Here is a 16,060-nt window from a genome sequence, read left to right on the forward strand (position 1 = left end):
TCGAGCTTCAGCGGCATCGTTCCCCCGATCACTCCGCGAGGTCCGCGAGAATGCGCGCCCGCAATTCGGGATCGGGCTGGCACGCCAGGCATTCCGCCAGGCGCACCACCACCTCCCGCAGCTCCCCGACCTCCTGCGCGCAGCGCGAGCACCAGGTCAGGTGACGCTCGAAGACCTCCTGTTCGGCATCGGTGAGGGCATCCAGTACGTATGCTCCGCTCAGACCGTGCCATTCCGAACCCGCCGTCACGATTCGGCATCCGTGCGCGCACCGAGCTGTTCCCGCAGGACCGTCCCGATGTCGGCGAGCGCCTCCGGGCCGGTCATCGCGCCGTGGGTGCAGTCGACCGGATGCTCGCGCAGTTCGCCGCCGACCAACCGACTCCACTGTGCCGCACCGGGATTCGGCCCGGAGTCCGCTGCCGCGGTGAAGTACAGCAGCGGGCCCTCGTACCGCGGCGGCTGATACCGGGATCCCATCCGGCTGCCCGCGAGGTAGGCGGCGTACAGGCGCTCGATATGCCCGGGGGTCAGCGCGGCGAACGGTCCGGGCCGCTCGCGCAGCAGGCGCGCGGCCTCCTCGGCCGTCACCTCGGTCTCCCGCAGTTCGTCGTCGTCGAGCAGGGCGCCCAGCAGTTCGCCGGTACTCGGCTCCGGCGGCTCCGGCTCACCCGCCAGCACGCGGCTGTCCAGCAGCGCCAGCAGCGCGACCGTCTCTCCCGCCGCGGTGAGCTGCACCGCCATCTCGTAGGCGATCAGGCCGCCGAGCGACCAGCCGAGCAGGTGGTACGGGCCCTCCGGCTGCACCCGCCGCAGTTCCTCGATGTAGCGGGCGGCCAGTTCCGGCACCGTACTCGGACCGGTCCCGTCGGTGAGGTGCGGCATCTGCAGGCCGTACACCGGACGCTCGGGTTCCAGATGGGTGACCAGCCCGGCGTAGCTCCACGACACGCCGCTCACGGAGTGCACGCAGAACAGCGGAGCCTGGGCGCCGTGCGCGCGGATCGGCAGCACGGTCCGGAAGGCGGTGTCGGCCATGGCCGCGTCCCCGGGGCCGGACGCGCCGATGCGCGCGGCGATACCCGCCGGGGTCGGGGCGAGGAACACCGCCTGCACCGGCACTTCGAGAGCGTGCCGCTCGCGCAGCACCGCCGCCATCCGGGTCGCCAGCAGGGACGTGCCGCCCAGGTCGAAGAAGCTGTCGTCGGCGCCGACCGAGGTGACGCCGAGCACCTCCTCGAAGGCCGCGCACAGCGCCGATTCCGTGGCGCCGGCCGGTGCCCGGTACGGCGCGCCCGCGGTGAACTCCGGTTCCGGCAGCCCGGCGCGATCCACCTTGCCCGAGACCGTCACCGGCAGCGCGTCGAGCACCGTGATCGCCTGTGGCACAAGGTAGTTCGGCACCATGTCCATCAGGTACGCCCGCAGGTCGGCGGCCGAGCACCGGCCGTCCGGCACCAGCTGGACGTACGCGGCCAGCGCCTGCGCCCCGCTGGGCAGGTGGCGCGGCACGGTGACCGCGTGATCCACCTCCGGGTGCCGCACGAGGGCGGCGTCGATCTCGCCGACCTCGATGCGGAAGCCGCGGATCTTCACCTGGTCGTCCGTGCGCCCGAGGTAGTCGACCTCGTGTTCGGCGGCGTGCGGCACCCACCGCACCAGGTCCCCGGTGCGGTACATCCGCTCGCCCGGTGCCCCGTACGGATTCGCGACGAACCGCGCACCCGTCAGTCCGGGCTTGCCGTGGTATCCACGAGCCAGACCGTGGCCCATGAGGTACAGCTCGCCGGGCACCCCGGCCGGGACCGGCCGCAGCCTCGCGTCGAGGACCAGCAGGCCGAATCCGCGGATCGGGCCGCCGAGTGTCACCGGCGTCCGCGGCCGCAGCGGGTGGCTGAGCGTGGCGGCGACGGTGGCCTCGGAGGGTCCGTAGGCGTTGTACATGCGACGCGGTGCCGAATCCGATCCCCGAGGCACCACCCACCGTTCGACGAGTTCGGGTCCGGTCCGGTCGCCGCCGACCATGACCACCTCGAGGTCGTCGAGGCCGTCCGGGTCGACGGTCGCCAGGGCCGCGGGCGTGACGAAGGCATGCGTGATCCGTTGCGCGGCAAGCAGATCCCACAGCTCGGTGCCGCCGTAGACGTCGGCGGGTGCGATCACGAGCGTCGCCGCGCCGCCCACCGAGAGCAGCAGTTCCAGGACCGCGGCGTCGAATCCGGGCGAGGCGAAATGCAGCACTCGCGCGCCCGGTCGCACCGTCGCCCGTTCCGCCAGTTCCCCGGCGAAGTCGGCCAGGCCCGCATGCGTCACGGTGACGCCCTTGGGGATTCCCGTCGAGCCCGAGGTGTAGATCATGTAGGCGGGGTGGTCGATCCGCGCCGGGATGCCGCGTTCGCCCGCCGTGATCGGGGCCTGCGACAGGGCCGCGGTGTCGGCCTCGTCCAGCACCAGCCACTCCGGGCCGTCCGGCAGGTCGGACCGGCAGGCCGAGACGGTCACGCCGATCCGTGCGCCCGAGTCCGCGACCATGTAGTCCTTGCGGTCCCGCGGATAGGCCGGGTCGATGGACAGGAAGGCCGCGCCGGTCTTCGCCACCGCGAGCACCGCCGACACCCACTCCATCGACCGCGGCAGCGCGACCGCCACGACGCGCTCCGGGCCCGCGCCCGCCGCGAGCAGCGCGCGGGCCAGCCGGTTCGTCGACCGGTCGAGCTCGTCGTAGGTCATGTCACGGGTGCCGCAGCGCAGCGCGACCGCGCCCGGATCCACAGCGGCGGCCGCGGCGAAGAGATCCGGGAATCTCGTTGTGCCGCAGGACTCCCGACCGCGAACAGGCGACAGCGCACGCTGCTCCGCGGGAGCCAGCAGGTCGAGGTCACCGACGGCGCGCCCGGGTTCGGCGACGGCGGCCGCGAGCAGCCGCACGAACCGCTCCGCGAGCTGCTCCGCGGTCCGTCCCTCGAACAGATCGGTCGCGTAGGTCACGCTCAGCTCGATCCCGTCCGGCTCGTCCGCGCTCGCGAACGACTCCACGAAGGTGAACTGCAGGTCGAACTTGGCGGTCTCGACCTCCACCTGCTCGGCCTCGACGGCGACCCCGGGCAGCCGCAGGCCGACCGGTGCCGCGCTGTGCACCGACAGCATCACCTGGAACAGCGGATGGTGCGCGGTGGAGCGCACCGGGTCCAAGGCCTCGACGAGCCGCTCGAACGGGATGTCGGCATTGGCGAACGCGTTCAGATCGGTCTCGCGCGCGGTGGCGAGCAGCTCGTCGAATCCGCGCGCCCGGTCGATTCCGGTGCGCAGCACCAGGGTTCCCACGAACATGCCGATCAGGCGGTCGAGCTGTACGTCGTCGCGCCCGGCCAGCGGCGTGCCGATCGCGATGTCGCCGCTGTCGCTCAGTCGCGACAGCAGTGCGGCCAGGGCGGCGTGCAGCACCATGAAGGCCGAGGCGTCGTACCGGCGGGCCAACTCGTGGATCGCCCGGTGCGCCGCGGCGTCGATGGTCGCGGTCGCGGTGGCGCCCCGATGGCTGGGAATCGGGGGCCGGGGGCGGTCGGTGGGCAGGGGCAGGCACTGTGGCAGACCGTCCAGTGTGCGGCGCCAATGGTCCAGTTGCGCGGCCGCCGCGCTGTCCGGATCGTCGTCGCTGCCGAGCACTTCGCGCTGCCACAGGGTGAAATCGGCGTACTGCACCGGCAGCGGCGCCCACTGCGGCGGCGCGCCCCGCAGCCGTGCCTCGTAGGCCGTCGCCAGATCGGTGGCCAGCGGCAGCACCGAGCCGCCGTCGGCCGCGATGTGGTGGAGCACGACGACGAGCACCTGCTCCCCCGCGGACACGCGCAGCAGCGCCATCCGCACCGGGAGTTCGACGGTCAGGTCGAATCCCCGTGCGGCCGAACGCCGCACGTACTCGGTGACCGCGTCCGCGCCCAGCTCGGCGGTCTCCAGCGGCACCTCGGCGGTCGTGATCACCTGGCCGGGGCCGTCCACCGAATCCGGGAAGACGGTGCGCAGCGTTTCGTGCCGCCGCACGACGTCGCCGAGCGCCTGCTCCAGCGCCGCCGTGTCGAGCTCGCCGCGCAGGCGCAGCACCACCGGGATGTTGTAGGCGCCGGAGGCGGTGTCGGCCCGGTTCAGGAACCACAGGCGCTGCTGCGCCGCGGACAGCGGGATCCGCTCCGGCCGCTCGCGCCGCATGAGGACCGGGCGGTCCGCGGCCGGGGTGGCGTCGAGCAGCGCCGCCAGTCCGGCGGGCGTCGGATGGTCGAACACCGCACGCACGCCCAGGCGCGGCCCGCCCGCGGCGGCGATCCGGGCCACCAGCTGGGTGGCCGACAGCGAATTGCCGCCCAGTTCGAAGAAGTTCTGATCGGCGCCGACCTCGCCGCGGCCGACCGTTTCCGCCATCGCCGACGCGACCAGTTTCTCACCGTCGGTCTCCGGGGCGCGCCCGGTGCCGATCGCATCGAAGACCGGCTCCGGCAACGCTTTTCGATCGATCTTCCCGCTCGGGGTCATCGGCACCGACGCGATCGTCACGACGGCCTCCGGCACCATGTGCGGCGGCAGGCGCCGGGCGGCGAACTCCCGTACCGCGCGCACCGCCCGCTCGTCGCACACCACGTAGGTGGCGATGCGGGACCGTCCGGCGGCGTCGGCGCGAATCTCGGTGTGCGCGAACCGCACTCCCGGGCAGGCAGAGACGACTGTGGTGATCTCGCCCAGCTCGATCCGGAATCCGCGCATCTTCACCTGGTCGTCGATGCGGCCGACGAACACGAGGTCTCCGGTCCGCGTCCACCGCACCAGATCCCCGGTCCGGTACAGCCGTTCGCCGTTGTCCCCGAACGGATTCGCGACGAACCTCGCCGCGGTCAGCTCCGGCCTGCGGTGGTAGCCCCGGCCTAGTCCGATGCCGCCGACGTACAGTTCGCCGACGGCGCCCGGGGTGACCGGCCGCAGCCGCGGGTCCAGCACCACGGTCGTCACGCCGCGCATCGGGCGCCCGAGCACGATGGGCGCGCCGGGCCGCAGCGGCTCGGACAGCGTGGTCGCGATCGTGGATTCGGACGGGCCGTATCCGTTGACCACCTGGCGGCCCGCCAGCCAGGGCGCGACGAGATCCGCGTCGAAGCCTTCACCACCGACGATGAGCCGGTGCAGGCGCGGCAGCGGCCAGCGGTCGGGATCCACGGTCGCCAGCACCGCCGGGGTGACCACCGCGTGGGTCACCTCGGCGCGGTCGAGCAGCGCGCCGAGTTCGTCGCCGCCGAAGACGTCGGCGGGCGCGATCACCATGGTCGCTCCCGCGCTCCACGCCATGAGCAGTTCGAGCATGGCCACGTCGAAGCTCGGTGACGCCAGATGCAGTGTGCGCGAGCCTGGTTCGATGCCGAACCGGGCGCGCACCTCGGCCGCGCAGTTGTGCAGGCCGCGGTGCGTGATCGCGACGCCCTTGGGCCGCCCGGTCGATCCGGAGGTGTAGATGAGGTAGGCGAGGTCGTCGTCGCGCACGCGCCGGTTGCGCACGGTGGCGAGCGCCTCGTCTGCGGGCGTGCCGGCCTCTTCCGCTGTCAGCCAGGCGATCTCGCCGGGCAGCGACGCGCGGTCCGCGGGCCGGGTGATGCCGATCCGGACGCCGGAATCCGACAGCATGTACCGGATGCGGTCGGCGGGATAGCGCACGTCGACGGGCAGGAACGCCGCACCCGTCTTGGCGACGGCGAGCGAGCCGACCACCGATTCCACCGATCGGGCCATGCCCAGCGCGATCACGTCGCCGGGGCCGACACCGCGCTCGATCAGCGACGCGGCCAGCAGGGTCGCCCGGCGATCGAGTTCGCCGTAGCTGATCTGCAGCGAATCATACTGCAGCGCAATCTGATTCGAATCGACGGCGGCGGAGTCGAACAGCGCCGGGAGCGACAGTGGGACCGCGGCGGTGGCACCCCGAGCGGGGACCAGGGCCGCCCGTTCCCGGGCACCGAGCAGATCGATGTCGCCGACCGCGGCGTCCGGGCGCGCCACGATCGCGCCGAGCACCCGGACGAACCGCTCCGACAGCGCCTGCGCGGTCTCGGCGTCGAACAGGTCGGTGGCGTAGGTCAGGCAGACCTCGAAACCGCCCGGCCGGTCGTCCGCCCAGGACGGTGTCACCGTGAACTGCAGATCCAGCTTCGCGATGCCCGGATCGATATCCTCGCTGACCACCTCCAGGCCGGGCAGCCGCAGCCGCGCCTGAGCCAGGTTGTGCAGCGACAGCCCCACTTGGAACAGCGGATGGTGCGCGGTCGAGCGCCGCGGTTCCAGCACCTCCACGAGCCGCTCGAACGGAATGTCGGCGTGCGCGAACGCATCCAGGTCGCCATCGCGCACCGCATCCAGCAGTTCGATGAACGGCCTGCCGTCGTCCACGGCGGTCCGCAGCACCAGCGTCCCGACGAACATGCCGATCAGCGGATCCAGCTGCGGCTCGGTGCGGCCCGCGACCACGGTGCCGATCGCGATATCGCGGCTGTCGCCGATGCGCGCGAGCAGCACCGCCAGCGCCGCGTGCAGCACCATGAAGATGCTGGCGTCCCGCCTGCGCGCCAGGTCCTCCAGCGCACCGTGCACATCCGCGCCCACCGCGGACACCACCGAGGCGCCGCGATGCGACGACACCGCCGGTCGCGGCCGGTCGCTCGGCAGCTCGAGGCATTCGGGCAGTCCGGCCAGGCGCTCGGTCCAGTACCGCACCTGCCGTGCCTGCACGCTGTCCGGGTCGTCCTCGTCGCCGAGCGCCGCGCGCTGCCACAGGCTGAAGTCCGCGTACTGCACGCCGAGCGGTTCCCATGCCGGTGCGGTGCCCGCACGGCGCGCCTCGTAGGCCGCCGCCACATCGGTCGCCAGGGGCGCCAGCGACCACCCGTCGGCGGCGATGTGGTGCAGCACCAGCACCAGCAGGTGCTCGTCGGGCCGCAGCCGGAACAGCCTGGCCCGCACGGGCGGGTCGACCGCGAGATCGAAACCGGCGGTGGCGAATTCGGCGATCGCGGCCTCCACCTCGTCCGATGCGCATGCGGTCACCGGCAGCCGCGGCGGCTGCGCGGGCAGCACGATCTGCACCGGGCCGTCGACGTCGGAGGGATAGATCGTGCGCAGCACCTCGTGCCGGTCGATCACGTCGGCGATGGCCGTCTCCAGCACGCCCGCGTCCAGGTCGCCGCGCAGCCGCAGCACGAGCGGGATGTTGTAGGCGCCGGAGCCGGGATCGAAGCGGTGCAGGAACCACAGCCGCTGCTGCGCCGGGGAGAGCGGGATCCGTTCCGGCCGCTCGCCCGCGGTCAGCGCCGGGCGCGACGCCTCGCCGCCCGGAGCGGCCGCATCGATCAGCTCGGCCAGCCCGGCGGGAGTCGGGTGCTCGAATATCGAACGCACGGTGAGCGCGTGGCCGGTCGCCGACACGATCCGCGCCACCACCCGGGTGGCCGACAGCGAGTTGCCGCCGAGATCGAAGAAGCTGTGGTCGGCGCACACCGTCTCGCGGCCGACGACCTCCGCCATCGCCGCGGCCACCAGCATCTCGGTGGGGGTGGCGGGCGCACGGCCCTGTGGATCCGCGGCGTCGAACACCGGCGCGGGCAGGGCCTTGCGGTCGAGCTTGCCGGTCGGGGTCAGCGGCACCTCGGTGAGCACCACGATCGCCGACGGAACCATGTGCGCAGGAAGGTGTTCCGCGGCGCCGGTGCGCAGCGTCCGCGGATCCGGCTCGGCCGATTCCGTCGGGACCACGTAGGTGACGATGCGGCCCTCCCCGGATTCGTCCTCGCGAATCTCGGTGTGCGCCAACTGCACTCCCGCGAGTGCCGCGACCACCGCGGTGATCTCACCCATTTCGATCCGCATGCCCCGCAGCTTCACCTGATCGTCGGAGCGCCCCACGAACACCAGTTCGCCGCCGGACCACCGCATCACGTCGCCGGTCCGGTACATGCGCGCGCCGCGCTCGCCGAACGGGCAGGCCACGAACCGGCCGGACGTCAGCGCCGCGCGGCTCACATATCCGCGCGCCAGTCCGCAGCCCAGGACGTACAGCTCGCCCGCCACACCCGGCGGGACCGGGCGCAGCCGCCCGTCCAGCAGCACCACGCCCGCACCGCGGATCGGCCCACCCAGCCCGAGCCGGTCGCCGGGCGACAGCGGCTGCGACAGCAGCATGATGATGGTGGTCTCGGTCGGGCCGTAGCCGTTGAGGAACCTCCGGCCGGGCGCCCAGCGCTCCACCAGTTCCGCGCCGTAGGCCTCGCCGCCGACGACCAGGCTCCGCAGGTGCGGCAGCGTCCGCCGGTCCGAGTCGATGCTCGCCAGCGCCGCGGGCGTGATGAACGCGTGCGTCACACGCTCCCGTTCGAGCAGCCGCCCCAGGTCGTCCCCGCCGTACACGTCGGGCGGCGCGACCACCATCGTCGCGCCCGCACACCACGCCAGCAGCGCCTCCAGGACCGCGGCGTCGAAGATGGGCAGCGCGAAATGCAAAGTCCGCGAGCCGGGTTCGACGCCGTAGCGGTCGCGCTGCACCTCGGCGAAGTTCGCCAGGCCGCGGTGGGTCACGGCGACGCCCTTGGGCACGCCCGTGGAACCGGACGTGTAGATCACATACGCCACCTCGTCGACCGACAGCGGCCGCACCCGGTCCGCATCGCCGACGGGGGCCGGATCGCCGTCCAGTTCCGAGATCGCCAGCCACACCACGTATCCCGGCGGTGTGGCCGCGTCGACCGAGGCGGTCAGGCCGATCCGGACCGCCGAATCCGACAGCATGTGCCGGATCCGCTCAGCCGGGTACCCGGTGTCGATCGGCAGGAAGGCCGCGCCCGTCTTCGTCACCGCGAGCGCGGCGAGCACCGACTCCACCGACCGGGCCAGCGCCACCGCCACCACGTCGCCGGGACCGACACCGCGGCCGATCAGCGCCCGCGCCAGGCGGTTCGACCGCTCGTCCAGCTCGCGATACGACAGCTCGACCGCATCGCACCGCACCGCGGCCTCCTCGGCGTACCGCGCCGCCGTCGCGGTGAAGCAGTCCGCCAGCGGCACCGGGGTGACCGCTTCACCGCCGTGCGCGGGCACCAGTGCCGCGCGTTCCCGGTCGTTCAGGAGATCCATGTCTCCCACCGCCATTCGCGGCTGGGCGACCACCGCGGCCAGGATCCGGATGAGCCGGTCCGCCAGCGATTCCGCGGTCGCGGCGTCGAACAGGTCGGTGGCGTAGGTCAGGCACAGGTCGAGCCCGGCCGGTGCCCGTTCGCCGGTCCACGTCTGCGTGGCCGTGAACTGGATGTCGAATTTGGCCGTGCCGCAGTCGATCTCCTCGGTGGCGACCTCGAGTCCGGGCAGCCGCGGGGTTACCGGGGCGTCGTCGTGCACCGACAGCATCACCTGGAACAGCGGGTGGCGGGCGGCGGAGCGCGCCGGGTTCAGCACCTCCACCAGTCGTTCGAACGGCACATCCGTGTGCGCGAACGCGTCGAGGTCGCCGCCGCGCACCGCCGACAGCAGGTCGGCGAACGAACCGTCCGCGTCCACCCGCGACCGCAGCACCACGGTCGCGACGAACATGCCGATCAGGCGGTCGAGCCCGACCTCGGAGCGGCCCGCCACCGCGGTACCGATCGCGACGTCGTCGGTGCCGCCGAGCCTGCCGAGCAGCACCGCGAGCGCGGCGTGCAGCACCATGAACACGCTCGCGTCGTGCCGACGAGCCAATTCCACCAGCGCACCGTGCAGTTCCGCGTCCACCCGCGCGGCCACCGAGGCGCCGCGATGCGACGCCACCGCCGGGCGCGGCCGATCGCTCGGCAGCTCCAGGCATTCGGGCAGGCCGTCGAGCACCCCCCGCCAGTACGCGAGCTGCGTCGCCGCGCGGCTCTCCGGGTCGTTCTCGTCGCCGAGCAGTTCGTCCTGCCACAGGCTGAAGTCCGCGTACTGCACGGCCAGCGGCTCCCAGCCCGGCGCGGCGCCCTGTCGGCGCGCCTCGTAGGCCGTCATCACGTCGTCCGCGAGCGGGCCCAGCGACCAGCCGTCCGCGGCGATGTGGTGCAGGACCAGCACCAGCAGGTGGTCGTCCGCAGCGATCCGGAACAGTCGCGCCCGCAAGGGCGGCTCCGCCGTCAGATCGAAACCGGCGGTGGCGAATTCGACGATCTGCCGCGCGTCGAGGGATCCGTCCGGGGCGTCGACCGGGTCCAGCCGCGGGGCACCGGTCTCGCGCACGACCTGGCAGGGCCCGTCGCCGGTGTCCGGGAACACGGTGCGCAGCACCTCGTGCCGTTCGACGACATCCGACAGCGCCGCGGCCAGCGCCCGGTCGTCGAGCTCGCCCCGCATCCGCAGCGCCATCGGGATGCTGTACATGCCGGATCCGGTGTCGAAGCGGTCGAGGAACCACAGCCGCCGCTGCGCGGCCGACAGCGGGACGCGGTCCGGCCGCGTCCGCGGCGCCAGCGCGGGACGTGCCGTGTCGCAATCGAACTCGCCCGACTCCAAGGCCGCGCCCAGCGCCGCGGGGGTCGGGTATTCGAAGACCGATCGCACCGTAGGCCGCTGTCCGGTCGCGGCCGCGATCCGGGCCACCAGACGGGTGGCCAGCAGCGAGTTGCCGCCAACGTCGAAGAAGCTGTGCTCGGCGCCCACCGTGTCGAGGCCGATCACCTCGGCCATCGCCGCGGCCACCAGCAGCTCGTTCGGCGTTTCGGGTGCTCGCCCGCCGCCGCCGAACGTGGGCTCCGGCAGCGCGGAGCGATCCAGCTTGCCCGAGGGGCCCAGCGGAATCTCCGCCAGCACGACCACCGCCGCGGGGACCATGTGCGCGGGCAGACGGCCCGCCGCATGGCGGCGCACGGCTTCCGGTTCCACGGCCGCCCCGTCGGCGGGCACCACGTAGGACACGATCCGGCGCTCGCCCCGCGGGTCCGTCCGGACCTCGGTGTGCGCCAGCTGCACTCCCGCGAGGGTCCCGACCACCGAGCTGATCTCCCCGGGCTCTATCCGGAAGCCCCGCACCTGCACCTGGTCGTCGGAGCGACCGACGAAGACCAGCGCGCCTTCCGACCACCGCACCAGGTCTCCGGTGCGATACATGCGCTCGCCCGCGGCACCGAACGGGCAGGCCGAGAACCGCGACGCCGTGAGTCCGGTACGACCCACATACCCCTGGGCCACACCGCATCCCAGCACATACAGCTCCCCCACCACACCGACCGGCACCGGACGCAGCCGCGCGTCCAGGACGACCACGCTCGCGCCGCGAATCGGGCGGCCCAGTTCGACCCGCCCCTCCACACGCAGGGCGTCCGAAAGTACCGGCGCGACAGTGGCTTCCGAAGGACCGTAGGCATTGAACATCTCGCGCCCCGGCGCCCACCGCTGCACGAGTTCCGCGGCGACGGCCTCGCCACCCACCACGAGGGAACGCAGCCGCGGCAGCCGCCATCGCGGACCGATACTCGCCAGGGCGGCCGGGGTCAGGAACGCATGCGACACCTGTTCCCGCTCCAGCAGTTCCGCCAGCTCGTCCCCGCCGTACACGTCCTGCGGGGCAATCACCATCGTCGCGCCCGCGCACCAGGCCAGCAGCAGCTCCAGCACCGAGGCGTCGAAACTCGGCGAGGCGAAGTGCAGCGTCCGCGAGCCCGCTTCCACGCCGTACCGATCACGTTGCTCCGCAGCGAAATTCGCAAGGCCGCGATGCGTCACCGCGACGCCCTTGGGCACACCGGTCGAGCCCGACGTGTAGATCACGTACGCCACATCGTCCACCGACAGCGGCCGCACCCGATCCGCGTCGGTGACCGGGCGCCCGTCCACGCCCTCGGAAATCGGCAGCCAGTCCACCGACCCCGGCAACCGCGCGGGATCCGACGCGGTGATGCCGATCCCGGCGCCGGAGTCGGCGAGCATGTGGCGGATCCGCTCGGCCGGGTAGCGCACGTCCACCGGCAGGTACGCCGCACCCGCCTTGGTCACCGCGAGCACGGCGACGACCGATTCCACCGAGCGTGCCAGCGCCAGCGCCACGATGTGGCCCGGACCGACGCCGCGCGCGATCAGCGCCCGCGCCAGTCGATTCGACCGCTCGTCGAGCTCCCGGTAACTCAGCTCCGCCGAATCACATCGCAGCGCGAGGCGATCCGGTACGGCGGCGGCCGCCGCGAACAGCTCCGGCAGGGTCGCCGCGGGCAGGGCTGTGCCGCCGAGGGCAGGCACCAGCGCCGCCCGTTCCGCCGCCTCGAGCACGTCGATATCGCCCACGGCGGCAACCGGATTGCGCGCCACGGTCTCGAGGAGCGCGGCGTACCGGTCCACGAGCCGCTCCGCCGTGCCCGCCTCGAACAGGTCGGTGGCGTAGTCCAGGCGCAGCTCGACACCCTGGGGACCGCCGTCGGAGGCGTGCGATTCGGTCAGCGTGAACTGCAGGTCGAATCCGGTCGCGCCCGAGTCGATGCGCTCGCCGCTGATCTCGAGCTCCGGCAGCGTGATCCGCACCGGCTCCGAGTTCTGAACCGACAGCATCACCTGGAACAGCGGATGAAATGCCGTGGACCGCACCGGATTCAGCAGCTCCACCACCCGCTCGAAAGGCAGGTCCGCGTGCGCGAAAGCGTCCAGGTCGGTGGCGCGCACCGATTCCAGCACATCGTCGAACGACCGCCCGCCGTCGATATCGGTGCGCAGCACCAGGGTTCCGACGAACATGCCGACAAGGCGGTCCAGCTGCTCCTCGGTGCGTCCGGCGATCGGCGTTCCGATCGCGATATCACGCGTGCCGGACAGCCGCGCCAGCAGCACCGCCAGCGCCGCGTGCAGCACCATGAACAGGCTCGCGTCACGACCGCGGGCCAGGCTCGCCAGCCGCCCGTGCAGGGCCGCGCCGAGTTGTGCGGTCACCGTGGCGCTGCGCTGCGAGGCCACGGGCGGGCGGGGGCGGTCGACCGGCAGTTCCAGGAAGTCCGGCAGGCCCGCCAGGCGTTCGGTCCAGTAGCCCGCCTGCCGCGACAGCACGCTGCCGGGATCGTGCTCCTCGCCCAGCACCGCACGCTGCCACACACTGAAATCCGCGTACTGCACCGGCAGCGGCTCCCACGCGGGCGCCGCGCCGGACCGTCGTGCCCCGTACGCCGTCATCACATCGGCGGCCAGCGGTTCGAGCGACCACCCGTCCGCGGCGATGTGATGAATGACCAGCACCAGCAGGTGATCTCGATCCCCGGTGCGGATCAGCTCGGCACGCAGCGGGAGCTCGGTGGTGAGATCGAAGCCGCGTGCGGCCAGGGCCCGCGCCCGATCCCCGGCCTGTTCGGCCGTGCCGTCGACGACCGGAACGGTCAGGGCCGCTTCGTGTTCCGCGGCGATCACCTGTACCGGCCCCTCGTCGGTGTCGGGGAAGCGCGTGCGCAGGCTCTCGTGGCGCGTCACGACATCGCGCAGGGCCAGGGTCAGCGCCTCGATGTCCAGCGCGCCGCACAGCCACAGGCCGATGGCGATGTTGTAGGTGCCCGACGCGATGTCGAAGCGGTTGAGCAGCCACAGCCGCTGCTGTGCGGTCGACAGCGGAATACGCTGCGGCCGTTCGCTGTTCGCCAGCACCGGCCAGGCGCCGCGCCCGTCACGATCGGCGTCGTCCAGCAGTGCCGCCAGGCCCGACGCGGTCGGGTGCTCGAAGACGCAGCGCACGCCGAGCCGGTGTCCCGACCGGGTGGCGATGCGCGCCACCAGGCGTGTCGCCGACAGCGAGTTGCCACCCAGCTCGAAGAAGGTGTGGTCGGCGCACACCTGATCCACCCCGATCACCTCGGCCATCGCCGCGGCGACCAGAATCTCGTTGGCGGTCACCGGATTCCGGCCCGGCCGCGCCGCCACGCCGAAGTCGGGTTCGGGCAGCGCCCGCCGGTCCAGCTTGCCCGCCGCGGTGAGCGGAATCGACTCGAGCGGCACGACGGCCGCCGGAATCATGTGCGCCGGAAGCCGATCGGCCACCCGGTCCCGAATCGCCTCCGGATCCGGCCGTGCCCCTTCCGCGGCGACCACGTAGGTCACGATGCGCGGCGCACCGAGGGTGTCGCGCGGCACCTCCGTATGCGCGAACCGCACACCCGGGCAGGCCGCCACCGCCGCGGTGACCTCGCCCGGCTCGATCCGGAAGCCGCGGACCTGCACCTGGTCGTCGGCGCGGCCCACCATGGCGAGCGTTCCGCCGGCCGTCCACCGCACCAGATCGCCCGTGCGATACATCCTTTCGCCCGCCGCACCGAACGGGTTCGCCACGAAACGGCCGGCCGACGCGCCCGCCTTCCGGTGGTAGCCACGCGCCAGTCCCGGCCCGGCGAGATAGAGCTCACCCACCACACCCGGCGGTACGGGGTGCAGCCTGGCGTCCAGCACGACCACGCTCGTGCCGCGGATCGGGCGGCCCAGCTCGATCGGGGCATCGGGGTGCAGCGCGGAAATCGTCACCGCCACGGTCGATTCGGTGGGGCCGTAGGCATTGAACATCTCGCGGCCCGGCGCCCACCGCCGCACCAGTTCGGCGTCGCAGGCATCGCCGCCGACGATCACGCAGCGCAGCCGCGGCAGCTCCGCCGCCTCGACGGTGGCCAGCGCGGCGGGCGTGACGAACGCATGGGTGATCTGCTCCCGTTCGAGCAGTCCCGCCAGTTCGTCACCGCCGTAGATCTCGCTCCCGGCCAGCACCAGCGCCGCCCCGGCCTCGAACGCCAGCAGCAGTTCCAGTATCGACGCGTCGAAGCTCGGCGAGGCGAAATGCAGTACCCGAGAGGTCGGTTCGACGCGGTAGCGCTCGCGCTGTTCCGCCGCGAGGCTCGACAGCCCGCGGTGGGTGACCGCGACGCCCTTCGGCGTGCCGGTGGAACCCGACGTGTAGATCACGTAGGCGACGTCGTCGACGTGCAACGCCCGGATGCGCTCGGCATCGGTGATCGGGGCGGCGTTCGCCTCCGATTCCCCGGGCGTCAGCCAGCGCACGTCCTCCGGGAGGCGTGCGGCATCGCCCTGCGCCGCCAGCCCGACCCGGACCTGCGCATCGGACAGCACATAACGGATCCGTTCGATCGGGTGCCGCTGATCGATCGGAAGGAACGCGGCCCCGGTCCCGGCGACCGCGAGCATGGCGACGACCGACTCCACCGAGCGCGGGAATGCCACCGCGACCACGTCGCCCGGACCGACGCCCTGCGCGATCAGCGTGCGCGCCAGGCGGTTCGAGCGTTCGCCGAGTTCTCGATAGGTCACGGTCGTCGCACTCGCCCGGACAGCCTCCCGATCCGGGTGCGCGTCGGCGATGCGGCCGAACGAGTCGCCGAGCGTGGCCGCCGCGGCCGGGACCGCGCCCCGCGCGGGTGCCAGCGCGGCCCGCTCGCGCCGGTCCAGCAGGTCGACATCGCCGACGGTCAGCGACGGATCCGCGCCGACGGCGGACAGCAGTCCGGTGAAGCGCCGCGCGATCGCCTCCGCGGAGTCGGCGTCGAACAGGTCCGTGGCGTAGATCAGGCGCAGCTCGATACCGTCCGGTGTGCGGTCGCCGCGGTAGCGCTCGACGAGGGTGAACTGCAGATCCCATGTCGCGACGGCGGATTCGATCTCGTCGGCCGCCACCGCGAGGCCCGGCAGGCGCACCGGTTCCGGCACCGAATCGTGCACGGAGAGCATCACCTGGAACAGCGGGTGGTGCGAGGTGGACCGCACCGGGTTGAGCACCTCCACCAGCCGCTCGAACGGGATGTCCGCGTGCGCGAAGGCGTCCAGATCGTTCTCGCGCACCGCCGCCAGCAGGTCGGTGAACCGGTCGGCGCCGTCCACATGCGTGCGCAGGGCCAGCGTTCCCGCGAACATGCCGACCAGGGCATCCAGCTGGCCGTCGGTGCGTCCCGCGATCGGAGTCCCGATGCACACGTCGCCGGTCGCCCCCAGCCGCGCCAGCAGCGCCGCCAGGGCGGCGTGCGCCACCATGAACACGCTGGCCCCGCCGCGTCGCGCCACCCCGGCGAGCGCGGCG

Annotated in this window: 2 protein-coding genes; both read right to left on the reverse strand. The window is 72.8% G+C overall.

The annotated features are described in order from the left end of the window. Positions 1-28 precede the first annotated feature (28 nt). Entirely contained in the window at positions 29-250 is a 222-nt protein-coding gene (locus tag NM1_RS42795) for a zf-HC2 domain-containing protein (protein ID WP_068031931.1), read from the reverse strand. After that, positions 247-16,044, reverse strand: coding sequence for a non-ribosomal peptide synthetase (locus tag NM1_RS37860; RefSeq protein ID WP_084520436.1), 15,798 nt, complete (start codon positions 16,042-16,044; stop codon positions 247-249). Before NM1_RS37860 ends, NM1_RS42795 begins: the two co-directional genes overlap by 4 nt. Between the last annotated feature and the right edge of the window lie 16 nt (positions 16,045-16,060).

Origin of the sequence: Nocardia mexicana NBRC 108244, from assembly GCF_001613165.1 — a bacterium.
GTDB lineage: Bacteria > Actinomycetota > Actinomycetes > Mycobacteriales > Mycobacteriaceae > Nocardia > Nocardia mexicana.